The sequence below is a fragment of the Shewanella alkalitolerans genome (assembly GCF_019457575.1).
GTDB lineage: Bacteria > Pseudomonadota > Gammaproteobacteria > Enterobacterales > Shewanellaceae > Shewanella > Shewanella loihica.
The window spans coordinates 717,575-743,115 of record NZ_CP080422.1 but is presented as its reverse complement, the minus strand read 5'-3'; the positions used below and the strand labels follow the sequence as shown (position 1 = coordinate 743,115).

25 protein-coding genes are annotated in these 25,541 nt (G+C 52.0%); all 25 read left to right on the top strand.

Annotated features, from left to right (window positions below):
• Positions 1–105: 105 nt before the first annotated feature.
• The gene (gene norR / locus K0J45_RS03350; RefSeq protein ID WP_011864462.1) at positions 106–1,641 is read left to right on the top strand and encodes a nitric oxide reductase transcriptional regulator NorR; all 1,536 of its coding nucleotides are present in this window, start codon (positions 106–108) and stop codon (positions 1,639–1,641) included.
• Between the two features lie 24 nt (positions 1,642–1,665).
• Positions 1,666–3,096: a M16 family metallopeptidase gene (locus tag K0J45_RS03345; protein ID WP_220044238.1), complete on the top strand. Its 1,431-nt coding sequence runs from the start codon at positions 1,666–1,668 to the stop codon at positions 3,094–3,096.
• Entirely contained in the window at positions 3,093–4,535 is a 1,443-nt protein-coding gene (locus K0J45_RS03340) for a M16 family metallopeptidase (protein ID WP_220044237.1), read from the top strand. The genes K0J45_RS03345 and K0J45_RS03340 overlap by 4 nt, the downstream gene beginning before the upstream one ends.
• A 375-nt stretch (positions 4,536–4,910) precedes the next feature.
• Positions 4,911–5,531 carry a helix-turn-helix transcriptional regulator gene (locus K0J45_RS03335; RefSeq protein ID WP_011864459.1) on the top strand — a complete coding sequence of 207 codons (621 nt, stop codon included), beginning with the start codon at positions 4,911–4,913 and terminating at the stop codon, positions 5,529–5,531.
• Between the two features lie 123 nt (positions 5,532–5,654).
• Complete coding sequence (locus K0J45_RS03330) at positions 5,655–5,930, top strand: Flp family type IVb pilin (RefSeq protein WP_011864458.1); 276 nt, start codon at positions 5,655–5,657, stop codon at positions 5,928–5,930.
• Between the two features lie 85 nt (positions 5,931–6,015).
• Positions 6,016–6,324 carry a Flp family type IVb pilin gene (locus K0J45_RS03325; RefSeq protein WP_220044236.1) on the top strand — a complete coding sequence of 103 codons (309 nt, stop codon included), beginning with the start codon at positions 6,016–6,018 and terminating at the stop codon, positions 6,322–6,324.
• 32 nt (positions 6,325–6,356) lie between these two features.
• Positions 6,357–7,757 carry a hypothetical protein gene (locus tag K0J45_RS03320; protein ID WP_258406756.1) on the top strand — a complete coding sequence of 467 codons (1,401 nt, stop codon included), beginning with the start codon at positions 6,357–6,359 and terminating at the stop codon, positions 7,755–7,757.
• Positions 7,757–8,617, top strand: a complete 861-nt coding sequence (locus tag K0J45_RS03315) for a hypothetical protein (protein ID WP_220044235.1) — start codon at positions 7,757–7,759, stop codon at positions 8,615–8,617. Before K0J45_RS03320 ends, K0J45_RS03315 begins: the two co-directional genes overlap by 1 nt.
• 4 nt (positions 8,618–8,621) lie before the next feature.
• Positions 8,622–9,293, top strand: a complete 672-nt coding sequence (locus tag K0J45_RS03310; RefSeq protein ID WP_220044233.1) for a hypothetical protein — start codon at positions 8,622–8,624, stop codon at positions 9,291–9,293.
• Positions 9,294–9,300: 7 nt separating this feature from the next.
• Positions 9,301–9,492 carry a hypothetical protein gene (locus K0J45_RS03305; RefSeq protein WP_220044232.1) on the top strand — a complete coding sequence of 64 codons (192 nt, stop codon included), beginning with the start codon at positions 9,301–9,303 and terminating at the stop codon, positions 9,490–9,492.
• Positions 9,493–9,506: 14 nt separating this feature from the next.
• Positions 9,507–10,403 (top strand): Flp pilus assembly protein CpaB, encoded by an 897-nt coding sequence (gene cpaB, locus K0J45_RS03300; RefSeq protein ID WP_220044230.1) that lies wholly within the window; start codon positions 9,507–9,509, stop codon positions 10,401–10,403.
• Positions 10,400–11,710 carry a type II and III secretion system protein family protein gene (locus K0J45_RS03295; RefSeq protein WP_220044229.1) on the top strand — a complete coding sequence of 437 codons (1,311 nt, stop codon included), beginning with the start codon at positions 10,400–10,402 and terminating at the stop codon, positions 11,708–11,710. The genes cpaB and K0J45_RS03295 overlap by 4 nt, the downstream gene beginning before the upstream one ends.
• A gap of 9 nt (positions 11,711–11,719) precedes the next feature.
• Positions 11,720–13,432, top strand: a complete 1,713-nt coding sequence (locus K0J45_RS03290; protein ID WP_220044228.1) for a TadA family conjugal transfer-associated ATPase — start codon at positions 11,720–11,722, stop codon at positions 13,430–13,432.
• Positions 13,425–14,276 (top strand): type II secretion system F family protein, encoded by an 852-nt coding sequence (locus tag K0J45_RS03285; RefSeq protein WP_220044227.1) that lies wholly within the window; start codon positions 13,425–13,427, stop codon positions 14,274–14,276. Before K0J45_RS03290 ends, K0J45_RS03285 begins: the two co-directional genes overlap by 8 nt.
• Positions 14,277–14,284: 8 nt before the next feature.
• On the top strand, positions 14,285–15,148 hold the full coding sequence (locus tag K0J45_RS03280) for a type II secretion system F family protein (RefSeq protein ID WP_011864448.1): 864 nt from the start codon (positions 14,285–14,287) through the stop codon (positions 15,146–15,148).
• Between the two features lies 1 nt (position 15,149).
• A complete protein-coding gene (locus tag K0J45_RS03275) occupies positions 15,150–15,494 on the top strand; it encodes a DUF192 domain-containing protein (RefSeq protein WP_220044225.1) in 345 nt (114 codons plus the stop codon).
• Entirely contained in the window at positions 15,482–15,964 is a 483-nt protein-coding gene (locus K0J45_RS03270; RefSeq protein WP_220044223.1) for a tetratricopeptide repeat protein, read from the top strand. Before K0J45_RS03275 ends, K0J45_RS03270 begins: the two co-directional genes overlap by 13 nt.
• Before the next feature lie 32 nt (positions 15,965–15,996).
• On the top strand, positions 15,997–16,644 hold the full coding sequence (locus tag K0J45_RS03265; protein ID WP_011864445.1) for a pilus assembly protein: 648 nt from the start codon (positions 15,997–15,999) through the stop codon (positions 16,642–16,644).
• A 78-nt stretch (positions 16,645–16,722) separates the two neighbouring features.
• The gene (locus tag K0J45_RS03260) at positions 16,723–20,946 is read left to right on the top strand and encodes an IPT/TIG domain-containing protein (protein WP_220044222.1); all 4,224 of its coding nucleotides are present in this window, start codon (positions 16,723–16,725) and stop codon (positions 20,944–20,946) included.
• 182 nt (positions 20,947–21,128) lie between these two features.
• Positions 21,129–21,806, top strand: coding sequence for a hypothetical protein (locus tag K0J45_RS03255; RefSeq protein ID WP_220044220.1), 678 nt, complete (start codon positions 21,129–21,131; stop codon positions 21,804–21,806).
• Positions 21,807–21,934: 128 nt separating this feature from the next.
• Positions 21,935–22,378: a hypothetical protein gene (locus tag K0J45_RS03250; protein WP_220044219.1), complete on the top strand. Its 444-nt coding sequence runs from the start codon at positions 21,935–21,937 to the stop codon at positions 22,376–22,378.
• 61 nt (positions 22,379–22,439) lie between these two features.
• Positions 22,440–23,471 carry a hypothetical protein gene (locus K0J45_RS03245; protein ID WP_220044218.1) on the top strand — a complete coding sequence of 344 codons (1,032 nt, stop codon included), beginning with the start codon at positions 22,440–22,442 and terminating at the stop codon, positions 23,469–23,471.
• A gap of 136 nt (positions 23,472–23,607) precedes the next feature.
• Positions 23,608–24,066 carry a hypothetical protein gene (locus K0J45_RS03240; RefSeq protein WP_220044217.1) on the top strand — a complete coding sequence of 153 codons (459 nt, stop codon included), beginning with the start codon at positions 23,608–23,610 and terminating at the stop codon, positions 24,064–24,066.
• Between the two features lie 137 nt (positions 24,067–24,203).
• A complete protein-coding gene (locus tag K0J45_RS03235) occupies positions 24,204–24,899 on the top strand; it encodes a hypothetical protein (protein ID WP_220044216.1) in 696 nt (231 codons plus the stop codon).
• Between the two features lie 233 nt (positions 24,900–25,132).
• A complete protein-coding gene (locus tag K0J45_RS03230; protein WP_011864440.1) occupies positions 25,133–25,534 on the top strand; it encodes a hypothetical protein in 402 nt (133 codons plus the stop codon).
• The last annotated feature ends 7 nt before the right edge of the window (positions 25,535–25,541 follow it).

The following is a 25,541-nucleotide window of genomic DNA, read 5'->3' as shown; positions in this document are numbered from 1 at the left end:
AATAAACATTACTGTTAAATTGACATATACTAATTCCTAGTACAGCCGCAGCCTGCCGATGAAAAAGGATGTCCTTTGGCACTGGCGCGATATTTCGGAGACCCCATGGCATTAAGTCAAACCCAATTAACGCGGATGGCGTTAGATATCACCTCGGGATTGTCCAATCATGACAGGTTCTCACGCCTGCTCGACACCATCAGGGAAAGCATGCAGTGCGACGCCGCCGCACTGCTGGAATTTAAGGGTCAGCAGTTTACCCCATTGGCCATCAACGGCCTTAGCCCAGATGTACTGGGCCGCCGCTTCGTGCTCCATGAACACCCAAGGCTCGAGGCGATTGCCCGCGCCGGTGATGTGGTGCGCTTTCCCGCCGACAGCGATCTGCCCGATCCTTACGACGGCCTGATCCCCAATCAGGGGGACAACCTCACGGTACACGCCTGTATCGGCCTGCCGCTGCTGGCCGATGGCAGCCTGATAGGCGCCGTCACCATAGACGGCTTCGATCCGGATCAGTTTAAGTCTTTCACCAACGAGCAGCTGCGGGGAATCAGCGCCATCGCCTCGGCGTCGCTCAACAACGCCCTGCTGATCGACAAGCTGGAGAAGCAGGCGCTGCAGGCACAATGGGACAAGGGCGACAGCACTAGCCAGAGTAAGGAAGGCACCAAGGAGATCATCGGCCAGTCACAGGTGATGAACAACCTTAAGCAGGAGATCGCCGTGGTGGCGCCGACGGATCTCAACGTGCTCATCATGGGCGAGACAGGCACAGGCAAGGAGTTGATCGCCCATGAGATCCACCAGGGCTCCATGCGCGCCAGCCAGCCGCTGGTCTACCTCAACTGCGCCGCCCTGCCCGAATCTGTGGCCGAGAGTGAGCTGTTTGGTCATGTCAAAGGGGCCTTTACCGGCGCCGTCAGCAATCGCAGCGGCAAGTTCGAGATGGCCGACAAGGGCTCGCTGTTTCTCGATGAGATAGGCGAGCTGCCGCTGACCCTACAGGCTAAACTGCTGAGGGTGTTGCAATATGGCGATCTACAAAGAGTCGGCGACGATCGCAGCCTCAAGGTGGATGTGAGGATCATCGCCGCCACCAACAAGAATCTGAAGAACGAGGTGCTGGCGGGACGCTTTCGCGCCGACCTCTATCACAGACTCAGCGTCTTCCCGCTGATCGCGCCGCCACTGAGAGAGCGTGAGCAAGACATTACCCTGCTGAGCGGCTTCTTCGTCGAGCGCTGCCGTCAACAACTTGGGCTGCAGACCCTGAGGCTCAGCCCGACCAGTCTTGCCATGCTGGAGTGCTACCAATGGCCCGGCAACGTCAGGGAGCTGGAGCACAGCATCTACCGGGCGGCCATTCTGGCGAGGGCCCAGTCGTCCGGCAGTAACGGCGTCATCAATCCCGAGCATTTCGAGTTCGCCAACCAGGCACCACGCGCCGTCCAAAGCAGCGGTAAAACCCTGGCGCCGCAATTTAGCGGCAGCCTCAAGCAGGCGACCGAAGCCTTTCAGGCCGACTACATACGCCAAACCCTGAGCCAGCACGATAATAACTGGGCCGCCACCGCCAGGGATCTCGAGGTCGATTCGGGTAATTTACACCGCCTAGCAAAACGGATAGGGTTAAAGTAAGTCAATTTCAGAAAATACAATAAGATGCCAAGCCCGACACGCTATTCCCTGCTCGCCTCCCTGCTCAGCCTCATAGGCGTGAGCGTGAGTGCCATGGCCAGCGAGCCCAGCCTGGAGACACTGGCCGCGCCCCTCTATCAGCTGGAGCAGCAACTTAGCCGGCACGAATTGGATAACGGCCTGAGCCTCTATCTGCTGGTGCTGCCCAACAAGCAGAGCGTCGCCCTATCCAGCCAGTTTGCGGTAGGCTCGCGCAACGAACTCGAGGGTGAGTCGGGCTACGCCCACCTGTTCGAGCATATGCTGTTCAAGGGCAGCGAAAATGCCCCGGGCGACAGCTATGGCCAGACCATGAGCGCCAACAGTGGCTATTTCAACGCCAGCACCTTCTTCGATGCCACCAACTACTATGTCAACCTCCCCAGTCAGGCGCTAGAGCTGGCACTCTGGCTCGAATCGGACCGTTTCATCCGTCCCCTGCTCAGCGACGAAACGGTGCGCAATCAACAGCAGACGGTACTCGAGGAGATGGCCACCACCATAGACAACCAGCCCTATATCCGCCCAGCCATGACCTTCCTGCTCAATCAGGTAAAGGGCAGCCCCTATGGCCATGCGGTGATCGGCTCAGTTGACGATGTGTCGGCGGCCACGCCCGCCAGCCTGAATCGGTTCCACCATGACTTCTACCGCCCCGATGCCATGCAACTGGCCATCGTCGGCGACTTGCCGCCGCAAGCCTTATCTTGGGTAGATAAGTACTTCGGCAGTTGGCAGAAACCCAAGCGTCCCCAGGCACACTTCTCGCCGCTGGCCGTCGAGCGCCAGCCGGTGCGAGGCGAGATAGTCGATAGCCGTGGCCCCTGGCCTGGGCTGATGTTGGCCTGGCACACGGTAGGCGCCTTACATCCCGATGCCGCCGCCATCACCCTGGTCGAAGATTATCTGCTGCAGAACCGCACCAGCATGCTGGAGCAGATGAACCTCAAGGCGCCCGACACCCTGCTGCATTACTCTGTCCCCCTCTCCATGGAGCACCTTGGCGTGATGAACCTGATCCTAGTGCCCAGAGCCAAGATCTCCCTCGACGATCTCAGCCAGCGCATCACTGGCATGGTGGATACTCTGGCAAGCCAGGGGGTAACGCCGCTCGAGCTCGATCAACTCAAACGCCATTGGCTACTCACCCAGCTGAGCAAGCTAGACAATGATGTCAGCCTGGCCAATCTACTCAGCGCCAGCCAACAAAGGGATAGAGAACATCCCCTCACCGCCCCCTGGGAGCGCATTGCGGCGGTAACTCAAGAGGATATCAAACGGGTCACCCAGTACTATCTAAGCCCCGGGTATGTTCGCCTCGACCTGCTGCCCCCCTGGTATATTCGTTGGGGCAAGGCGATATTAGAGTGGCTGCCCGAAGGCCTGTCCGATTCACTGGAGGAGAAGGTGCTATGAGACCCATAAGCGTACTCCTCATCCTCATTGGCTGCCTCTGGAGTGGTGGCTGCCAGCAGACCCGCTTAAGCTTCACCCAGGTTGAAGCGCCTAAGGTACCGAGTTTTACCGCGCCGACCAATGCGCCGACGCTGGCGAAAAAAGAGTTTACGCCTTTGGCGCCGCCTGAGGTTATCTCGCTGTCAGACGAGCTAAGCCTGCATCTACTCCCCGGCACGCCCTCCCAGTTGGTAGGCATACACCTGCTAGCCGTGAGCCCGGATGCCCCCTATGAAAATCTCGATATTATGCATACGGCGCTGCAGCAGCTTAGCGTCAAACTGGCCAACCAGCACGACCTGCCCTGTATCGAAGGACTGACCATACACCCCAGCATCCATGGTCTCAGGCTCAGCCTCAAATGCCCGGCATCAGAATTGGCGCAGGCGGTCGATGTCTTGGCCCAGAGCTGGTCGTCAGACTCCTACGGCCAGCTTGATCTGCCGAGACTCAAACGTCAGCTGGCCCTGGATAAACATATCAGAGCCTTTAATGGCAGCGAGATAGAAGAGGTCTGGGCCGACAAGATCCTCGGCAGCGCTCATCCCTACAATAAGGCCCTGAATAACAGGGAGCTTCAGCAAAGCCTGGACACGCCTCAGCTGCTGGCCCTACTCGAACAAACCAAGGCACAGAGCCAATGGCATCTGTTACTGGAGGGCGTCCCTCAGGTGGATGACAGCTTAAGGGAGCAACTTACCGCGAGCCTGAGCCAACTGGGTGCTCAGCAGAGGCAGAGAGAGCGCTTCGTCGATACCTTTAGTCCCTATGGCAAGCAGCTGTTTGTCATCGATGCGCCGGACACGGTACAGACTCAGGTGCGGATCGGCTATCACCTGCCTATAGGATTAGATGACCAAGAGGATTCGGCGTTTGCCTGCGAAGCCCTGAGTCGCTGGCTCGGGCGTAGCTTCTCTGGCCGCCTCTACTTCGATCTCAGGGAGCAGAGGGGTCTTACCTATGGCATCTATGGCCGCTGCTTCAACAATCCTATGGCGCGCATCCTCAAATACTACGGCGCCACCCAACAGCAACATACTGGCGCCTTTATTCGTGGCATCTTGGATCACCTGGCACTGGCGGCAGAAGCCCCGCCTTCAGCGGCGGAGCTTGCCGCGCTGAAGACCTCGCAGTTTAGCCAGATCGCCCTGCGCCAAGACGATCCTGGCCATCGCATCGAAGATTACAGCCAGGCCATTGCACGCCAAGCAGGCAGCGACGCTATGACAGCGCGACTCAAACGCTGGCAAACGTTAACCCCAGAGGCGCTACAAGCCTTGGCACAAGCACACTTTGGCCAAGAGCCTGTAATCGTCATCCGCGGCGATCTAGCACGTATCAGGCCGGATCTCGAAGAGAAGCTACCCGACTGGCAGCTCAAGGTCACCTCGGTAGACTAACCTCATTCCAATGATCAGGCGCTAAAGAGAGGGCGCCAAAGACAGGGCATCCAAAAGGGGCGACAAGCTGTCGCCTCTGTGCAGCTCATCTTCTCCCCACAACTTCATCCCACATCTTAGTCCCACATCAGCTGTCGTATGACACAAAGGCACCGAACAAGCTATGCCTGATCACGAGTGCAAGGAGTTGATCCCTGCCCGAAAGGATATAAGTCATAAGTTATCGCCTCTTGATATTAATTCCTTCTTATATAGAATGTGAACAAATAAACGAGCGTTTAATAATTTAGTCATAATAAAGTCTTACGCTCGAAAAAAATAAACAAACCCTATTAGTAACAAAGTAGTACATTATAAATCTCATAAGGACGTGAAATGTATAATGGTGAATTATTTACCCTAAGCCGGTCGCCGAAAAATATTCAGCTGTTAAAGAATATTTCTGGGCTACTCAATTTAAAGGTTAATGCCAGCATTACGCCGCTAGCGGCCTGGCACAACCCACAGAAAGCCCCCAAGATTCTGTTTCATTTCCTCAAAGACGTTCACGGCGAACTCGGTCAGATAGATCCTGAGCTTCTGTCGGCAGGCAAACATATCGCCATCTGCGAAAACCTCTCGATGGATGATGAGCTCACCCTGATAAAACATGGATTTAGTGGTGCAACCAAGGCGTGCAGCCCGGCACATGCCATCATGCAGATGCTCGACAATGTACTCGAGGGCAACCTGTTTTTTAGCCTGAGCGCCCTGTCACACTATATTCAGACACAACAAAAACCGGCTAAAGCCTCAGAGCAACATGCACTGTTTCAAGGGATCACCAAGAAAGAGAAAGAGGTGCTCTCTTTTATCTGTAAAGGCCTGAGTAACTCAGAAGCCGCAAATAAAATGAACGTTTCAATAAATACCATCAAGATGCATTTACAAAACATTTACAAAAAAACCGATTGTAAGAGCCGAGGACAACTCCTGGTTAAATATAATCAGTTATAGGTAGGAAAATAATAATAACGGGTAGGTTCAACTGGGCAATATTATTCCTAGGGATAATTGAGACACTAAGGTATGACGATAAAATAACCGAGTCTTAATTATATATTCTCAAGGAGAAAAGAGATGTTAAAGAAAAAGCAACGTGGTCAAGGTATGACCGAATATATCATCATTGTCGCACTGATTGCCGTATCTGCCATCGGGGTATACAGCTTCTTCGGTAAGACGATCCGTAACCAGGTTGCCGGTCTGTCTGCCGAAATGTCAGGTCAAAGCGCCGACGGTCAAATTGGTCAAGCACAAGGCGCTGCCACCGCAGCAAATGGTGTTGCCAACCAGGATTACAACCTAGGTACATACGACCAAGCTGCAAACAGCAGCGCTGGTGGTACTAACTAACCCTATAAGCGTTAAACCTGTTTTGGGGTCAAGACTAAGGCAAGTGCCAAGGCACTTGCCTTTCCATAAATCATAAAAGGAACTTATGGTGAAAAAGATACACATACAAGGTCAGGGCATGACCGAATATATCATCATAGTCGCCTTAATCGCCGTCTCGGCAATTGGCGTCTACAGCTTCTTCGGCAAGACGGTGCGTAATCAAGTCGCCGGCCTTTCCGCCGAGGTCTCAGGGCAGAGCGCTAACGGTCAAATAGGTCAAGCACAAGGCGCAGCCACCGCAGCAAATGGTGTGGCCAACCAGGATTACAACCTAGGTAACTATGACCAAGGGGCGAATAGTGCCAGTGGTGGTACCGGCTCAGGTAGTGGCTCAGGTAGCGGCGTAGATTAACCCCAGCCTTTTCGACTAGCCAAGAGACTCCTATGAAACCAAATACCATGCGCTCCAAACAGCGAGGGCAGGCCATGGCATTGTCTTTAATGCTGATGTCGCTCGCACTCATGTCTGTGCTCTACAGTTTTAATACAACCAAGGTCAATCTCAACGCGACCAAGCTGCAGAATACTGCCGACAACACGGCCTACAGCGTCGCGACCTTTGCCGCCCGAGATTTCAACTTCAAGGCCTATACCAACCGTGCATCTGTCGCGAATCAAGTCGCCATCGCCCAGATGGTCGGGCTCTCCTCCTGGTTCAACATGACAGACCAATTCGCACAAAATGCCTGCACAACCCTCTGCTGGGTACCTTATCTTGGCCAGGTGCTCGCAGGCATCGAGAAGGCGGTCGGCACCATCAATCAGGTGGCGCAACCCGTATTTGAAGGCTTGATCTACGCCGAAGACGCCATTCTCTGGACCTTGAGCAGCTCACAACAGGTTATCCACTACGCTGGCATGGCCTCCAGCATCGAATCGGCCGGCAAGGTGGTCAAGGCCAATGATAGCGATGCCAGGCTGGATCTGGCGCAAAATCCACTACTGTTTGTCGATGTGAAAGATACCTGGATATCGTTCCAGAAGCGCCATAGCCGCAACCCCAATAGCAAAGAGACCCAGTTTAAAGATTTCATCGGTGTGACTCTGGCGTCACGCGATCCCTTCAGTAAAAACAGAACCTATAAACTTGGGGGGATCTGGTCGATGACCGTCTTCCCTATACGTTGGAAGACCCAGAAAACCGGTGGTAGCGATCTGATAGCCTACGACGATAGGCAGGCTGAATCCTGGACCTCTATGGATACCATCAGCTTCCACCTCTCCAAGTTTCGTTGTAGTTGGTCCGGTTGCCGTTGGCGCGGATACAGAGAGATCCCGCTCGGCTGGGGCTCGACCAGCTCGGATGATCGCGCCGATATTCCCCGCGAAGGTGATCGCCAAACCTGGGGCAGCAGTCGCCGCATCAACCGTACTGCATCCCGATACGCAGGTTACGCCCAGGAAACCCGTGGCGATTACAATGGTGTCCGCCCCTTCTTCGGTCTCTCAAGCAGCGCCAACAAGAAGAGTCAGACGGATAACATCGCCATTGTGGTCTCTAAAAAACGCAACAATGTCGGCACATCAAGCAGTGTGCAACTGGTGGGCGATGGCCTTAACCCGGCAAAAGACGAAGAGATGCTCGGCAATCGCATGACGGCCCTGGCGACAGCGCAGGCCTACTACTCACGCCCAAGAGATCTGATGCAAATCACCTCTTCCTGGGCTAGACGCGATGGCCGCCACGAATATGGCAACCTCTATAACCCTTTCTGGCAGACCCGTCTGACCGACTCCACCAACGGCGAGCGCAGCACAGTGCTGGCCTTAACGAGGATGCTCTAATGGCCAACAGACAAAAGGGCCAGGCCTTGGTCGAGAGTGTCGTAGGGCTCAGCTTTGTGATTGTCCCCCTGCTGATCATCTTCCCCTTACTGGCTAAGGTCTCTAGCGCCCAGCACAGGGCAGATCAGGCCGCGCACTATAACGCCTGGGAACGCACCGTTTGGAAAGAGGGACGCCCCGACAGAATGCCAAGCCGCAGCGGCCTCTATGTGGCCATTCGCTCAGATGAAGAGCAGATGCAATACCTGCCCTGGCGCTTCTATCAGCAAGATGGCCGCAAGATAGCGACCCGCCAAAAGGATCAATGGAGCTGGGACAATAATGTCCACCCGCTACTCAAATATCCCCTCAAGCGCGACGGCACAAATAGCCTGCTGTTAAAGAACCTGCAGGAGTCGGCCAAAGATGAACAGGAACTGGCCAGAATTAGCGGCAGTCAGCAAGGTTCTGGAACACCTGGGACCTATGGCGCAAGTGTCGAACGAGCCGTCGGCATGCTCTCTTTTACCGGCTTTAAACTGCCCAGAGATCAGTTCTATCGCACCCAGGTCAAGACAGATCTGGAAAACCTCGAAATGAGTCCATTCGACCAACTAAACCTGAGCGTCGAGGGGCAAAGCGCCCTGCTCGCCTCAGGCTGGAACGCCGCCGGCCCCTACCATGTGAGAAACCGGGTAAGACGCTTGGTGCTGACCAACTATATGGACGTTGGCGTGATCCGCACCGCCCAGAACCTTATCGGCATTATCCCCTTCGGCAAGGAGATCAAGTCCAACTCGCTGAAGCTAGGTTTCGTCGAACCCGATGTGCTGCCCGCCAACCGCCTATGTACCTATGGCACCAAGAACTGTGGAGGCTGACCCCATGAAATCGCTTTTCCCCCTTATTCTCGTCCTATTCACCGGCCTTACACAGGCAAGCGACTGGCCTGAAGTAAATTTTCCCGACACCGCCAAGGTAGAGATAGTCGCCGATGAGATGCGCTACAACGGCTACCCCATGAAGACCTGGGTGGTCAAAGACACCCAGACCCAGGCCCAGCTGGCAGCCTTTTTTACTAAGGCCTGGCAGAAAGATAGCGAACGCTTCGATTCCCGCCCCTTTAACGGCGACTTAGTGATCAACAGTCTGCAACCCCCTTATCTGCTGACCGCCCGCATCAGCCAGCAATTAGATGGCGTCACCGCCTTTGTCGGCATCACTAAGAACATGGAAGAAAATGAACTGGCTAGGGTTAGACGCAACACCTTCCCCCAGCCCAGCGGCGCCACAGTGCTGTCAGATATCGCCTCCACCGACCTCTACAAGCAGGGGCGCACTATCATACTGAGCAGCACTCGTAGCCTTTCCAGCAACTATCACTACTACCGTCGCCACTATCAGCAGCGGGGCTGGGTGGAAGAGACCGCCATACTCGATACCCAATCGGGCAAGGCCGCTCTTCAGATGAGCCAGGGAACCAACAGCGTCGACATCAGTTTCGACACCCGTAATTCGCAAGTTTACATAGTTGCCAATCAAGTGAAACAAGGATGATGAACCCATGCAGTTAAGCAACACCCGCTGTCGGGGCCAGGCCAGCGTCGAATACCTGGTGGTATGCGGCGCCTTAGTCGCCGCTATGCTCACCCCCGTCAGCAATGATAACAATGTACTAGATCTCTGCGCCGATGCCCTCACCGAGTGGTATACGGCGTTTGCCTATACGAAATCGCTCTCGATACTCCCCAACTAACTTCAGGTTTAACGATGAAATTAAAATCAATTGACTTCAATTGGGTGCTGCTAGTTATTGCCTTGATCTTAGGTGGTATTTCGGCCTGGGCGACCAAGAACTACTTCATAACCAAAGAGCAGGAACTCAGAGATGAGTTAACCAAGGACAACATTGCGATGGCCGACGTCATCGTCGCCACCCAGCCTCTGAAAAAGGGCGACATCATCTCCCAGGCCAACATGTCTGTGCGTCAGATCCGCGCCGATACCCTGCCCCTGGACGCCATACACCCCAGCCGCTTCGGCGAGGTCTCAGGTCAGATGTTGCTACAACCCATGGCACCGGGCCGCCCGCTGATCGAGACCTATCTGCCCGGCATGCGCGTGGCGCAGTTCTCCGACATTCTTAAAGAGGGCCAACGTGCCGTCACCATAGATATTGATGAGATTAACTCGAGTGCCGGCATGCTGGTGCCCTCGGATCATATCGACCTGCTGCTCTCCTTCAAAGAAGAGGGACGCGATGGCGAGCGAAAACGACTTCAGCTACTACTGGAAGATGTCACTGTGCTGGCCACAGGCAGACGCAGCATAGATGTCAATCCCGAGTTGGTCGACACCCTTTACGACAACCCCAACGCCTATAACACAGTGACTCTGGCGCTATCGGTCAACGATGCGGCGCGCGTCTCACTGGCAAAACAGAAAGGCGATTTTGTCACCCTGCTTAGAAATCAGAAGGAGTCTAGCGCGCTGGAGTTTATCTCTATGCATGAAGGCCAGCTGTTTAATCGCGATGAGGAAAACCACGAGCTTGCCGTTGAGGTGATCACCGGTGGCAGTGGCATCAAGACCAGTACCCAAACCTACCCGCTTCCCAAAGAGATGCTAGAGCAACTCAGCCAACAAAAAGATAAAGCCGTACTATGAAAACATTGAAAATTTTCGCATTTTTTTGGATATGTCTACTGCTGCCCGCCTCCAGCATGGCGCACAACAACCGCCCCATGAAGCTCTATGTCGGCGCAGTCGAACTCTATAAGGCCGCCAACGTCGAGCGTATCGTCGTGGGTAACGGCAAGGTGCTCAGCGCCAAGGTCGTCGACAACAAGGGCGTCTTGCTGATCGGCGAGGCTCCGGGCAATACCGACCTGCAGCTATGGCAGAAAGATGGCAAGCTGATCAAGCTCAGCCTCACCGTCACCCCAGACAACAGCCTGCGTACCACGACCATGGTCAAGAAGATGCTCGCCGCCTTCCCGTCGCTCACAGTCTCAGAGAGCGATGGCCTGATCATAGTTCAGGGCGAAGCCGACCTTGCCCAGAAAGAACAGCTGGAGAAGATCCTCGAAGGCGATCCTAACGTCGTTTCCCTGGTGAAATACCTCAAGTTTGCCAAGACAATGTCACCCATGGTGAAGATGCAGGTCAAGATAGTCGAGTTCAACAAATCGACCCTCAACAACGTCGGCATCAAGTGGGAAACCTCCATGGCCGGTCCGGCATATGGTGTGGCCAAAGGCTTTACCGCCAACCCTATCTTCAACGTCGCCTCACCCGGCCAATACACAGAGGCGATCACCAAATCCATTACCGAGAACATAGGCGTCTTAGATACCCGTGGCTGGAGCTCGCTGGGTATCGTCTCGGGTATCGGCAGCCAGATCCAATTGCTATCTGAAAAGGGCGATGCCCGCCTGCTGGCGCAGCCTAATCTGACCACCCGCAGCGGCGAGTCGGCCAGCTTCCTGGCCGGTGGCGAGTTCCCTATCCGCAGCGTCAGCGGCCTGGGCGCCGTGGATGTCGAATATAAAGAGTACGGCATCAAGCTGGACATCGAGCCTGTGGTAGACGAGCAACAAAATATCGTCAGCCGGGTCATGGCCGAAGTCAGCTCAATCGATCCTTCTGTAGCCGTCGATGGTGTGCCAGGTATGCTGACCCGCCGCACCGAGTCTGTGATCAACGTGAAGAACAACGAGACCATAGTGATCTCTGGCCTGGTCAACAGTGAAATGTCCAAGATAGTCAACAAGTTCCCTCTGCTTGGCGATATCCCCATCCTGGGTGAACTCTTCAAGTCCCGCGACTTTAAAGACGACAAGACAGAGTTGGTCATCTTCGTCACCCCTGTGGTGGTCTATCCGGGGCAGGAGGAGCATGACACTCAACTCAATCGCGGCATGGAGATGGCGGAAGAAGCCACCAAGCTCGAAGCTTTCTATATCTTGGACTAGGAGCAGCTCATGTTTAACATCTTAGTCAGCACCACCAAGGGCACCAAGGTCGGCGAGTTTCAATGTATCCACCGCGAATGCCGTGTGGGTAAAGATCCCGATCAGCTGATCGTCCTTCGGGGCTTTAAGATCTCCAAGCATCACGCCACCCTGCGGCAAAATGAGGAGGGGATCTTCATCGTCGACAACAAGAGCCGTACCGGCGTACGCGTGAACGACGAGAAACATCAGGAGTTCGGTCCCCTCACCCTCAACGACAAGATTCAGGTGGGCGATTATCAACTCAGGGTACAGAGCAGCGATCCGCAATTTCAGGCAAGTGCCCCCGCCGAGACGCCACCGCCACCTGCAGCGCCCGTCGTGGCATCAGCCGCTCCCGTGGCCGCTGCAGCCGTAACCTCTGCCGAGGCGCAGCCTCCAATAGTGACGGAGCAGAGCGCCCAGATTCAGAGACGCAACGAGTGGCGCCGCAAGGTGCATACCGAGCTACTCAAGCAGATGGATCTACGCCGGGTTAACGTTAACGAGATGAGTGATACCGAGCTGCGCGCACAGAGTGAGGTGCTGCTCAAGCAGATCATCGACAACTTTAAGTTACCCGACGATATCGAGATCTCGGCGCTGACCAAAGAGGTATTGGACGAGACCATAGGCCTAGGGCCGCTCGAGGGGCTGATTGCCGACCCGGATGTCACTGAGATCATGGTCAACAGCCATGATCAGATCTTCTATGAGAAGGCGGGTAACCTCTACCTGTCGGATATCGCCTTCTCCGACGATCAGGCAGTACTCGGCGCCATCGAACGAATCGTGACCCCCATAGGCCGACGTATCGATGAGAGCTCCCCCATGGTGGATGCCCGCCTCAAGGATGGTTCCCGCGTGAATGCGGTGATCCCCCCGCTGGCACTCAAGGGGCCCTGCATCACCATACGTAAATTCATGCAGCGACGCCTGAGCTGCAACGATCTGGTGGCCTTTGGCTCCATGAGCCAGGCCATGGCGGAGTTTCTTGAGATCGCCGTGAAGCAGAAGCGCAACGTCGTCATCTCCGGGGGGACTGGCTCGGGTAAGACTACCCTGCTGAACGTACTGTCTAACTTCATTCCAGACAATGAACGTATCGTTACGGTGGAAGATGCCGCCGAACTTCAGCTCTATCAGCCTAACCTGGTCTCCCTTGAGGCCCGTCCCCCTAACCAGGAGGGCAAAGGTGCCATCGAGATCCGCGATCTGGTGAAGAACTGCCTACGGATGCGTCCCGATCGCGTGGTGATCGGTGAGTGTCGTGGCGGTGAGGCGCTCGACATGCTGCAGGCAATGAACACGGGTCACGACGGCTCGCTCACCACGGCCCACTCCAACTCGCCAAGAGACTGTATCTCACGTCTCGAGGTGATGGTGATGATGGCGGGAATGGATCTACCTGTCACTGCGATCCGCGAGCAGATCACCTCGGCGGTCAACATCATAGTGCAGCAGTCGCGCTTCTGTGACGGCTCGCGCCGAGTCACCAGCATCTGTGAAGTTACTGGCATCGAAGGCACTGTGGTGCAACTGTCGGAGATCTTCAAATTCCAGCAGACCGGCTTCGACGAGCAGGGCAAGGTACAGGGCTATTACACCGCAACCGGCACTCTGCCCGAGTTTTACGAACAGCTAAGAAAACAAGGGATCGCCGTGCGTCTGGATATCTTCGACAAGGATAGCCGCTATGAGTAGTCCGTTAATCGCCGCCATGCTGGCATTCGCCTCGGTCACCATACTGGTGTGGGCGCTTAAGCATCTGTCGACACGCTTCGCCAAACGCTATCAGGAAACCTTTACCAGCTCGGCCCGCACCAACCTGTTCGATATGTTCCTGTTTATCGAACCTAGGCAGCTGTTTGTCATCAACATGCTGACCCTGTTGGCGGTGCCTTTCCTGGTGCGGCTCTTCTTCGGCTCCTGGGTGCTGGGGATTTTACTGAGTATCGCACTGGCGCTGCTACCGCGCTTCGCCTATCAGTTCCTGCATAAGCGCCGTCGCCGCAAGTTTGTCCACCAGCTGCCCGATGCACTCAACATGATCGCCTCTTCGATGCAGTCGGGGGCCAACGTCAGCAACGCCATCGAGTTTATGGCCGAAGAGATGGAGGCGCCGATCAAGCAAGAGTTTCAGCTCTTCCTGCGCGAGCAGCGCCTGGGGGTGGAGTTCAACACGGCGCTGGACAACATGTTTAAGCGTATCCCCGAAGAGGAGTTTCAGCTGGTGACCGCTGGCATGCAGATCTCCCGCGAGGTCGGGGGCAACCTGGCGGAGGTGCTGCTGCGACTCTCTGCCACCCTGCGTAAGAAGATAGAGATGGAAGGCAAGATCGATGCGTTGACCTCTCAGGGCAAGATGCAAGGGATAGTGATGACCCTGCTACCCGTCTTTATCGGCGTGGTGCTCTACCACATGGAGCCCTCCGCCATGGGCCGTATTCTCACCGAGCCTATGGGGTGGGCCCTGATTGCCCTGGTCATCATCATGCTCACCAGTGGCTACCTGTCGATCCGTAAGATCGTCGCGATAGACGTATAGGAAATATCATGGTCAATCTTATTGTCGCCTGCTTCGTGATCTCCTTCGTTTTCCTGACCGTAAGCTGCGCTCGCATCTACCACAGAGTCCCGAAGGAAAACCGTGAATTTATGGACCCGCTTTCGCCGGGTCTTAAGCTTATCTGGCCCCTGGTGCGCCTGCTGGCCTTCTATGTCAGTGAGAACCTCAGCGTCGATTATCTGGAGCGGGTCTCCAAGAAGCTCCAGGTCTCAGGGTTATCTTACATAATGACCGCCGAGCAATACTTTGCCATCCGCATCCTGAGCACCCTATTTAGCCTGGGGCTGACGCTCATATGTAGTGCCATGCTCGACGCCTATGTGCCTCAATATCTGCTGCTGGCCGCCGTGTTCGGTTACTTTCTGCCTGTGATGACCCTCAACGATCTGCGTAAGAAACGCCAGGGGCTGATCGTCAAGAGCCTGCCCGTGTATCTGGACTACCTCACCATGTCGATCGAGGCGGGCCTCAACATGACGGGCGCACTCAGTCAGGCGGTCGAGCGCGGCCCCGCCGGACCACTGCGCATCGAATTTGAGAAGGTAATTCGCGACATGCGCGCCGGTATGTCACGTGCCCAGGCGTTTCGTAACATGGCCGATCGTGTGCAGGTGACCGAGGTCAACAGCCTGGTCAGCGCCCTGGCACAGGCGGAAAGAACCGGTGCCAGCCTGGGCCAGACACTGAGGATCCAGTCGGATCAACGCCGAATAGAGCGTTTTCAGCGCGCCGAGAAGAAGGCTCTGGAGGCACCAGTCAAGCTGGTCTTCCCGCTGATCGTCTTCATCTTTCCCGTGACCTTTATGATCTTGGCCTTCCCGATTGCCATGAAGTTTATGTATGAGCTCTAACATGAAGAAAACCACACTGAAAACCCCAAACGGACAGGCGATCACCGAAGTCTTCGTGGCCGATACTCCCTGGCTCAGACTCAGAGGACTGTTAGGTCGTCGCCCCCTCTCTCACGAGCAGGGGATGCTTATCGCTCCCTGCAGCTCGGTGCATACCTTAGGGATGCGCTATGCGCTAGATATCGTCTACCTCAATAAAAACAACAAGGTACTTAAGATCACCCGAAATCTTAAGCCCTGGCGCAGCAGTGCTTGTCGAGGTGCCACCCAGGTTTTGGAGCTGGCCGCAGGCAACTCCATCCACAAACAGATAAAACCCGGAGATATTTTGACATGGGCAAACTAATACGCCTCTCGCTATTCGTCGCCGTTACCGCACTACTCGGCGCCTGTTCATCGACGCCTCAGAAGCCTGAGCACCAGGGCAACGAGCAGATCATGGCGATTCAGTCTCAGGCGGAGCATGCCTACAAACTGGCCATGTTGGACCAAGCGGAGAGCCTCTATCTCGAGGTGCTAAAGAGCGTACCTAACTATGCGCCCGCCTGGTTTCGCCTGGGTAACATCTATACCCGTACCAACCGCCATGAAGCGGCCATCGCCGCCTATCGACGCTGCATCGAGCTAGAGCCAAATAACCAAAAAGCCTGGTACAACATGGGATTGGTGCGTATCAAGCAGTCCACCAATGCGCTCAATACCGCCAGCAACCAGGGCGATGCCGACTCTGCCGTGGGCCGTCAAATCAAGGCGCTGCTCGACGCCCTCAATCAGCTGCAGAGCCAGCCACAAACGACGGCACAGGCGGGGCTATGATAGCGGCACGATCGAAACAGCGAGGGCAGAGTATGTTTGAGTTCAGCCTTGCCCTGCCGTTTCTTATTCCCATCATTCTGGTTGCCATGATGTTGATCGTGCAGTGGGCCTTTATCTATACCAGCAAGAGCACCCTGGATGCGGCCACGGTTGCCGCCGTTCGGGCCGGCACCCTACACCATGGCAATATTGACGAGATGCGCAAAGGGCTGGCCCAGGGGATGATGCCGCTATTTGCCCACGGCACGGGCACGAGTGACACGGTTCAGGCCTTCGCCAAGGCAAGACTCGCCACCTTGGTACAAAGTCAAATAACCATACTCAGCCCTGACAGAGAAACCTTCGACCGCTTCAAGGTGCGAAGTCGATATGACACAGGCTCTCGCTATGAGATCCCCAACAACAACCTGATGTTTCGTGACCCAGCCCCCAAGAACGTGGGCAATAACCGACAACTGAATGTGCAGGACGCCAACCTGCTGCAGATAGAGGTGCGCTGGTGCCAAAAGCTGATCGTCCCCTTTGCCAACTACCTCATTAAGGAGATAGTCACCTCCCCCTTCTATAACCCAAGCCGGGAACAGCTGGCCTGCAACGTGCTGGGATTGGCAACAGGTGATACGTATTTGGCAATCACGGCTCAGGGACTGATGCGTATGCAGACACCATTTCGAATGTAAGCTCAGCGAAACAGCTAAACCCAATATTCAATACCAAACAAGAATTCTGGACCTTGTAAAATCATAGGGATATATAAAATGAAACACACGTCTCGCCTGACCAAGCAACATTGGCTGGCACTCATGCTGACCTCGACCCTGGCAATAACGGGGTGTAACGGCGAACTCAAAGAGGGAGAAGGCCCTAACTCTCAGGTGCCGACAGATCCTGTGGACCCTGTAGATCCCACCAATCCAACTGAGCCGACCGAACCTACGGATCCTACCGATCCCACAGAGCCACCTCAGGTGGGCACCTGGGAAAACAGGGATGAAGATGGTGACGGCGTGGTGGATGAATTGGATGATTATCCGTTTGATGCCAGCAAGCATGCTTATCCTCTGTTTGTAGAACAAGAGCCAAATGACAATCCTGCGGTAGCCACCCCAATCGAAATCGATCTCGGCGTCAGGGTACAAGGTGTCATTGACTCAGAGTTTGATAAAGGCGACCTGTTTAAATTCCATGTCGATAAGCCGCAATCTTACACAGCCTATTTCACTTCACCTTCGGCAAGGTTTAAACCTCAGGTTTATGTTTCAGATGCCAATGGTTTGGTCATTAATGACATTCAACTATATCGATACACTCGTGCAAATACCTATGTAGTGAACTTTCCCGTCTATACACCAGGTACTTATCAGCTCAGTATCATAGATGAGAACTATGCTGGCGGTAGCGACCTCACCTATCAAGTGACTATGTTTAACGATCAGGATATCGACGGATTCGACGATACGAAAGAGCCCGCCTTAGGCGCAGATATCAATGAAAATGATCAAGATAAAGACAAGATCATTGACGGTATCGAATTCAGTATGGCCTTGGAGAGTCTAGGGCTAGACACAGACAGGGACGGCATTCCCAATTGGTTAGATACCGACTCAGACGGCGATAGTTTCAACGATTCCATCGAAGGCATGGAAGATTTGGACAATGACGGCGCCCCCAACTTCCTTGAGCGCGATGCCGACGGTAACGGTATTGATGATCAACTAGAAAGTGGCAACAGCAATGATCCCACTAACACGGATAACGATAATTTCATTGATCACTTAGACAACGACGACGACAACGACGATATCTTCGACAAGAATGACGCTCAACGTTTAATCCCGGCCACTATTGTCTCCTGGACCAAGCCAGGCGATCTCTTTATCGAATCTCTGCACACCCTCTTCCAGCAGAATAAGATCAAAAACTATCTCAGAGCCGGGGATGAATTCGAACTCACCGTCGAAGGAGTGTCTAGTGCGTCTGAAAACACGCTGTTAGTGGTGAACATAAATGGCAGAATTTACAACCTATTTCCAAAGCAGGTCGAACACGCATCGCAAAGAAGCCACCTAAGATTTTTACTTCCCCAGGATATGGGTAAGGGCGCGCTCTCGATTGTTATCGGCACAAATAAATCAGACCCATTTCCAATTGAAATTGGCGACGCTGAACTGCCACTACTCATGAGTTCTAACCCTAAAAGCCTCAAACCAGGCCAACAGATAACACTTAGTGGTGACAACTTTGATGAAGACACCAGCGTTTTCTTCAACAACCAACCTGTCAATGCCCAGTTCGTCGATGAAAACACTGTTCGAACCACAGTGCCAGAGACATTGAGTGGTGGTAGCTACTCTGTCAGCAATGCTCACGGACAGAGTAACCCCATCACCTTCATCATCACACAAGAGATAGCCGTTAACGTCCTCGAACCTTCAGCCAAACCTTTAGCTGCGATAGGGGGCATCTATCCCGAGATGGCCAAGGCGCTTAATGGTAATAGCTTCGAATTGGAGAAAATGGGGAGTGAGGCGGAAGTCATCTTCTCTTATACCCAGGGTGCCGACGGCCAACTCGAAGCCTACCTGAGTACAGTCTATTCCATGAACCAAGACAGTATCTCATTGAGCTTCGAATCGACAGCCTTGGCAAGCTTGGTACTTCATATGAACTATTACTATGAGGCAAAAGGTGTCGGCACAGAGAAGTTCATGCAAATAGTGCAGACAACACAGGCATACCAAGCTTACCTCGCAGAGGCCAAAGCGGCACTAGCCAAAGATACGAGCTTCTTCGGCTATAAGGCGAGAAAAGCTGAAGCTTACGATCTACTCAATCGGTTTGAGTCCAAAATCAAGGAAGAGCTAACCTCAAAGCGTTTGCTGAAATCCTCGTTGTCACCCTCCAAGGCTAGGTTTACCCCTCTAGATGACAGTGCCGCGGGATCGAGTACCAACCAGGCACTATCGGCTATTGAACCCAGCATAGTCTCCTATCCAGAGACTAATGGCACTTGGCAAGCCTTCGACATGTCGATGGCGGCCACAACCTTCGCCGAAAACAGTACAGAGATAATGAATAACTGTGGCGAAGGGGTCGATCCCAAGTGGTACCAAGTATTGAATGCCGATGGCTGCGTTGAAATAAGAAATCGCAGTCAGCTCTACCTAAGCGCCAGAATCTATCCTATCGATTCCAAAACAGGAGAGATAAAAACAGATCTAGCCTCTCTCAACAAACCGATTGCCGACCATATCACTACCCCTTGGGATTCGGGCATGATGGGGCCGCAATCTGGTACCTGGTTAGGCATTTCGCTCTGGTCGAGTGATTCCCTTATCGACAAGTGCGTCTATACAGATTGCCTATACCAGATCATCACACCTGGCGTTGATGGCATTTTCGGCCCCAGCCCATTCAGCTTCAGGGGACAAGAGGCCTACGATAAGCGAGCTCAAGATGCCCGTAAGATGTTGGCGATCAGGACCATTATAGATAATGTCGTCATTCGGTTTTACTCCATATTATTCGATGCGGCGGGCATAGACCTCAACGACAGCAAATACAAGAAACAGGCAACAGCCCTGGCAATCGTCAAGGCCGTTTATCAATACCTGCCAGCCATCAGCACAGAGATCGACAAACTAATGGCCAAGGATAAGCCAAGTTTTGACGACTGGCAGACCCTTGCGGCTAATCTAGGGAAGGAGTTATACAGCAAAGAGATCAAGGCGGTGATCTCAGATCCAACCAATCGTGCCTCCTACGGCCCAGTCACCATGGCACTTCTGACTGCATTAGAGGTTGACGAGAAATACTTCATCAACAAAATGCTGCAAAAGGTCGCCCAAAAATTTATTCCTGGCTGGGGGACTATTACCTCGGTATATGAAGCCAGTAAGCTTGCGGACTCTATGGTCGATATGGCCAAAACCATAGACGATCTGGTCGATGTGCCGACCAAGCTCGACTATATCGTTACCTGGGGACTAAAGGCCTCAGATATCACGCCAAGAGCCATTGAGAAGACCCAAGAAACTAAGCGATTTACCATAGTCGGAAGTGGCATGGCCGTCGTTAAAGGGGTATTTGGTGATACCAAACCAGAAGTGAAAGTCTTCGATCTGGGCAAGGGTGAGAAGCAGCTCGACACCAGTTTCGTAAGCGTCAATAAACTGGGCACGGAACTGACCTTTGACCTTAATGACATAAGCCAAATCGAGAATGCTGTAGGCCCCTTAAAGGTTGAGGTTCACCACAGAGATGAGGTGGCCGAGGTACCTTATGAAATTCTAATCGGCACAGATCTCACGATCACTAACATAACGCCTAACAAGGCTTCTCCCGGCACAGAGTTAGAGATAAGTGGCATTGGTTTTAGTAAACAACCAATGGGCAATATCGTCACCTTTAGCGGTGCGAATGGGGAACGTATTAGAGCTGCGGTAAAGTCTGCCACCACAGATACCCTAGTGATTATCGTGCCTAATGGTGCAGTGACTGGGTATATCACCGTGGAGGTCGCCAATATATTGAGTAATCAATACCCATTCGTTGGACCAAGCCAGCTACTGATCACCTTTGGTGACAATGGTAACTTTAACGACGATGTGTTTAAATTATCGGTCAATAACAAGGTGATGTATGACAACAACCAACCTCAACGCAAGGTGGGCCCACTAAACGTCTCGCTTGAGGAAGGTGAACATACAGTCCAGTTAACAGGTATTCGCGCCGACGACGGTATTGCCACCTACTACATTGAATTTGCTGGTGATGTTGTCAATGTCAGCGGTGATGCGTTAACGGGTAGAGACTTATGTCCAAATACACATAAGACCTATAAAGTCACCATCGCCAGCGGCGCTGACAGCTCAGGGCAATCGGCTTCGTTAAAAGCACAGATACAGCCAATGATATTGCAACCCGAGTATGCCAATATGGCAACCGAGACACCAACAGAGTGTCCCAAGGCCAACCAATAAAGGACAAAATGGCCCCTAGGGGCCATTTTTTATCCCTGATAAAAAAATGTTAAAACCACTCGTAGTATTGATAACTTTGGTTAGCTACCGCGGCGCTCCACAAGGCGACTGTCACGACATGATTTATTTACTCAAATAGCGGCATTCACAGGCTCACTTGGCATAAAAGGAACCCGATAAGCATGGAAAAGCTAGCCCTTGACGACACCCCCTGGTTTGGTACCACAGACTTCAAGGGAAAGAACCAACTAACTAGCGACAGCGACGTTCGCCTCAAGTCATCCAGGTTGCTCTACCCGCTGCCCTTGCCGTTAGAAATACTCTTTTTCATTGGCCCACTGACATTGGCCATTCTGCCCTTTATCAATCCTAGCCTTATGCTTCCAGAGGCCTGGCTGATGCTAAATATCGGCGCCACCATAAGTTATCTGCTTCTCAAGAAACTGTTTATCAATAGTATTTATGGTCGGGCGAAAGCCCATGTTTGCCAGATTAACGCTGAAAGGCTCTGTATTCCCGGCAGTCCCCTTATCGATATCAAAGCGGGCCCTTTGGAAATGCAGCGACGAGACATAAAGGAGATAGGCGTGCGTTATTGGCCCAGCACGCGCGACGTGCGCACCACCTACGATGTCAGCGAACTCATCATCACGCTTGAATCGGGCCAATCAATCTGTTTGAAGAGCCTCTACTTCCCGATTAAGCCACTTCTTTTCCTGTTGGTCTATTTCGACTACCCAATCACGCTGCAAAAGCGCCGACACTCTTTGGCCATAGTCGCCCGTAGCCTGTTTGTAGCTTTTCCCTTAGTCGCCCTTGTGGCGGTAACCGGCTTGCTGTTTAAAGAGTATTTTCTGTAAGCCCATCAGCTTAAAAAGGAACTTAACCAATGAACAAACCATGGATGGTAATTAGATTAATGGGAACATTTGCAGGAACCATAGTCGCCCCGAAAATCCAGGCATCAAGGTATTAAAAGGAGATTAATATGAGATTAGCAGCGAGCCTTATAACAATATCTAGCATCATGCTAGTGTGTGCTTCAGTACATGCTTTAGAGCGCTTCGCCGGCATTGAAGATGGTTCCGATGCCAACCTAAAGGCGGTTTGTAAGGATTATATGGTCAACAGTTATTTAAAAAATGATCCTGAGCTTTTTTTCCATTTATTGCCTAAATCAATGGTAAGCCGCACTGAAAGACTGGAAAAAAAGTGGTATGAAGGTCATTTAAAACGATTTGGCAGTGAACCTTTGAGTAAATACGATATTTTCGAAATGGAAGATGAATTTCGAGATTCATTCTATAAAGGTCATGCAATCAAAAGCATAAGCATTAAATACAAAGCGGGGATAATGAAACGTTATAAAGGTAGCTCCTGCTCTTTCGAACAGTTCGAAGATAAGCGCTGGTACTTTGCTCAAAAACCTTAACCAGCACCCCTGTTATTAACAGGGTTCTGTTTTTTATATCTAAAGCTTACTAAAGGGATTTATGAGCTATAAAATTTACAAGCAGACCGATGAACAGATCGTACTGCAGGACACAGGTGGCGTTATAGACTTTGTTTTTGGTGCTGTTTTAGCCGCCATAGGTGCTGGTATCATCTATTTAGGTTGGTTTGGCTACCAAGATACGGGCGAAATATTCATGCCACTCATCGTTGCCCTAGTCGGTAGTTGTTTATTCTTCCCTGTGTTTAAGCGTAACCGGTTAACGATTGATGCGATCCGTAAAGAGGTTGTAAAAACAAAATCTTGGTTCGGTATTACTGCTGAAAAAGAGATTGTGACTAATAACAACTTATCTCTACTGGAAATGTCTGGATTTACTACTGGTGAATTCTCAGCATTTTTTGACACCTTAAAAAGAGCTAATCATCACTACAGCATAAAATTTTATAGTCACCCTGAGTGGAACCTAGTGATTCGGGACATTTCAACCTTGATTAATATTGCACTATTTTTTGAAAAACACTTCGATACTGATTTGGCCATAGCTGTAAAAAACCAACGACAGAAATTTAGTTCTAAAGGACTATTGAGAAACCATCAATCCACTCCCTTGCCCGAAGATGGAGTACTAAAAGAAACTGCGTTTCAACAACTAACCATAGGAACAGGCAGAATGGGGAAATTCAAACTATGGACAGCTTCTATTAGCTGTATCCTGTGGAGTACAGCCACAGTGTCATTTTTGCTATATTCATCTGCGCTAGAAAATTTCGACCTTATCCCAGCACCTTTACAGTATTTTCTAGCAATCGCCTTTGTGAGTATTGTCAGTTTTTCGATGATAAACCGTAGTATCCCGACTCAACTAAAGATTGACCATGGTAGTTTGATTGTCAAAAAACGCTTTTTTAAGACAAAATCTTACCCATTATCTGACGTTATTGGTGTTACCAATATCGCTAAAATTACTTATTTGATCACTCGTCAAGGCACAGAATCATTAGCCTATAAAATATCCTCCAAGTACAGCTATGCCATTCACAGCTGGTTAGCACCCTACCTGAAACCTTAACTATGGATAATAATAGCGAAAATAGTAAATCGGGTAATATTGAAGGATTACCAAACTTCAACAGGCAAAAGGGCTCGGCAACTGTCACAGTTCCCCACAACTCCATTGCAGTATGATTTAAAGAGGATTTAACCAGATGAACAAACCATGGATGGCATTAGCATTAATGGGAACATTAGCGGGAACGCTAATATCAACCAACCTCCAGGCATCGACCGAGCAAAATTTCAGTGATGACCCCTTGGCTCAGCGCTGCATCAAGATGCTGGATATCTACGCCGCAGAGGACTTCGACGCCTATGTGGCAGAATTTCCCGAGCCCTGGCTAGGCATCTTCGGTGAAAAAACCTTGAAGAAACAGCTCGCCGATCGCCATGGTAAATATGTTAAAGACTACCAGGCTAAGCCTGATACCATAAAAATCAAGGCAATAACGCCTGCCAAGGTTGCCAAAATCGAGCAAGAGAAGTTAGGTGCGCTAGAGGCCAAGGAGATCGACCTTTATATCGCCAGTAACAAAGGCAACAGTAGCTCGACGGCTTGCAAATACCTACGCATAGGTGACAGCTGGTATTTCCGCTCGTTACGGCTATAGCCTTGAGTCAACAGCGATTATCTGAGACATTCTTAGTACGAATCAGGGCAACTTGATTGCCCTTTTTGATCTATTACGCGGCAATCAGAGCATTGATGCTCGACACAAATGCTAAGAAAAAGGGACTTTTCATCGAGATGAACTCACTCAATCACCTACTGGAAAATCTGCAATGGTTCGATACCGTCTTCTTGAGCCAATACCTAGGTCTCGACAAGCAGAGTACGAAAAAGCTCCCCATCTCATTTAACTTCTTTGCCCTGCCGCTTAAGAAAGAGTTCCTGCTCGCCACAAGTCTGCTCCCGTTCATTCTATTGACACTGTTCATGCCTTCTGTCGACCCCAGATTCGATTTTTTGCGCTTCCCAATATTGACCATAATAGGCCTGCTGGTTTACGCCATTATCCGTAAACGCCAGGTTAAAACACACCTGGGGATAGAGGCCGATAGCCAGACAAATCAGCAGATCATCATTAGCCAATCAGGCATCACCTTGCCCCGCTTTCTCACCAACAACTCTGGGTCGTCGCAAAGCATAGGCCGAGAAGAGATAGCCCAGTTGCAGTTCGACTGGCACAGCTACCAAAACAGCAACCAGATAGAGTGTAAGCGCGCCCACAGGCTCGTCATCAAGCTGAAACGGGGGCAAAGCTATAGCTTATCCAGCATGGCCTATCCCCTCAGAAGCCTGCTCTATCTGGCCATCTTCTTCGATTACCCTATCGTCATGGAGGAAAGCACGCCACCCAAGGAGCGACTGGGTAGCTTTCTCCTCGTCCTGGGGACAAGCGTCTTGCTGCTAAATCTATGGATGATTTTCATCAGCCCTTAACTTGACGCTGAAAGCGCTTAGGCGGTGCATAACGATGATTTTTTTGCCGATTAAACCGCCAAAATACACCCGAAAGAATAATGTTTCCGGCCGATATTTTACGATAGGATCGCTACGAATAAACCTAAAGGCTTATTTTAAGTGGTTGTGAATAAAGCATATTGAGAGGCATTTCATCCTCAAAACCATTCAACCACTCAGGACTTTTTCTTCCCATATAAAGGACTATATCAATGAAAATTGCTTCACTATCTGCCCTGACCTTAGCCCTGTTATTGACCGCCTGCGCCTCAGATCCCGGCCCACGCATGGCACTGGAAAAGACGGTCGAAGTCGATGGCACAGTGCTTAAATTTAACGGCAGCTACCACGACAAGAAGAACATCTTGATCCTTAGCGTCAACGGCGATCCTATCATGCAGGGCCGATTCCCCCCTTACACCCCAACCCAAAACCTTAAGGCTAACTACAAAGACTTTGCCGTTAAAAGCCACTGCTACTTCGGGTCTGTGCTGGGTAAGCAAGGCGGTGCCTTCGGCGCCATCGCGGGTATAGTTCAATCCTCTAAGAGCAGCACCGCAGATAAGTGCGAGCTCTATGTCAACGAAAAGCTAGTAGACAACCTTTACTTCTAAAGTTAAT

Bases quoted from the DNA above. Each gene is read 5' to 3' on its own strand.
- norR (WP_011864462.1), top strand. From the start codon at position 106: ATGGCATTAAGTCAAACCCAATTAACGCGGATGGCGTTAGATATCACC.
- K0J45_RS03345 (WP_220044238.1), top strand. From the start codon at position 1,666: ATGCCAAGCCCGACACGCTATTCCCTGCTCGCCTCCCTGCTCAGCCTC.
- K0J45_RS03340 (WP_220044237.1), top strand. From the start codon at position 3,093: ATGAGACCCATAAGCGTACTCCTCATCCTCATTGGCTGCCTCTGGAGT.
- K0J45_RS03335 (WP_011864459.1), top strand. From the start codon at position 4,911: ATGTATAATGGTGAATTATTTACCCTAAGCCGGTCGCCGAAAAATATT.
- K0J45_RS03330 (WP_011864458.1), top strand. From the start codon at position 5,655: ATGTTAAAGAAAAAGCAACGTGGTCAAGGTATGACCGAATATATCATC.
- K0J45_RS03325 (WP_220044236.1), top strand. From the start codon at position 6,016: ATGGTGAAAAAGATACACATACAAGGTCAGGGCATGACCGAATATATC.
- K0J45_RS03320 (WP_258406756.1), top strand. From the start codon at position 6,357: ATGAAACCAAATACCATGCGCTCCAAACAGCGAGGGCAGGCCATGGCA.
- K0J45_RS03315 (WP_220044235.1), top strand. From the start codon at position 7,757: ATGGCCAACAGACAAAAGGGCCAGGCCTTGGTCGAGAGTGTCGTAGGG.
- K0J45_RS03310 (WP_220044233.1), top strand. From the start codon at position 8,622: ATGAAATCGCTTTTCCCCCTTATTCTCGTCCTATTCACCGGCCTTACA.
- K0J45_RS03305 (WP_220044232.1), top strand. From the start codon at position 9,301: ATGCAGTTAAGCAACACCCGCTGTCGGGGCCAGGCCAGCGTCGAATAC.
- cpaB (WP_220044230.1), top strand. From the start codon at position 9,507: ATGAAATTAAAATCAATTGACTTCAATTGGGTGCTGCTAGTTATTGCC.
- K0J45_RS03295 (WP_220044229.1), top strand. From the start codon at position 10,400: ATGAAAACATTGAAAATTTTCGCATTTTTTTGGATATGTCTACTGCTG.
- K0J45_RS03290 (WP_220044228.1), top strand. From the start codon at position 11,720: ATGTTTAACATCTTAGTCAGCACCACCAAGGGCACCAAGGTCGGCGAG.
- K0J45_RS03285 (WP_220044227.1), top strand. From the start codon at position 13,425: ATGAGTAGTCCGTTAATCGCCGCCATGCTGGCATTCGCCTCGGTCACC.
- K0J45_RS03280 (WP_011864448.1), top strand. From the start codon at position 14,285: ATGGTCAATCTTATTGTCGCCTGCTTCGTGATCTCCTTCGTTTTCCTG.
- K0J45_RS03275 (WP_220044225.1), top strand. From the start codon at position 15,150: ATGAAGAAAACCACACTGAAAACCCCAAACGGACAGGCGATCACCGAA.
- K0J45_RS03270 (WP_220044223.1), top strand. From the start codon at position 15,482: ATGGGCAAACTAATACGCCTCTCGCTATTCGTCGCCGTTACCGCACTA.
- K0J45_RS03265 (WP_011864445.1), top strand. From the start codon at position 15,997: ATGTTTGAGTTCAGCCTTGCCCTGCCGTTTCTTATTCCCATCATTCTG.
- K0J45_RS03260 (WP_220044222.1), top strand. From the start codon at position 16,723: ATGAAACACACGTCTCGCCTGACCAAGCAACATTGGCTGGCACTCATG.
- K0J45_RS03255 (WP_220044220.1), top strand. From the start codon at position 21,129: ATGGAAAAGCTAGCCCTTGACGACACCCCCTGGTTTGGTACCACAGAC.
- K0J45_RS03250 (WP_220044219.1), top strand. From the start codon at position 21,935: ATGAGATTAGCAGCGAGCCTTATAACAATATCTAGCATCATGCTAGTG.
- K0J45_RS03245 (WP_220044218.1), top strand. From the start codon at position 22,440: ATGAGCTATAAAATTTACAAGCAGACCGATGAACAGATCGTACTGCAG.
- K0J45_RS03240 (WP_220044217.1), top strand. From the start codon at position 23,608: ATGAACAAACCATGGATGGCATTAGCATTAATGGGAACATTAGCGGGA.
- K0J45_RS03235 (WP_220044216.1), top strand. From the start codon at position 24,204: ATGAACTCACTCAATCACCTACTGGAAAATCTGCAATGGTTCGATACC.
- K0J45_RS03230 (WP_011864440.1), top strand. From the start codon at position 25,133: ATGAAAATTGCTTCACTATCTGCCCTGACCTTAGCCCTGTTATTGACC.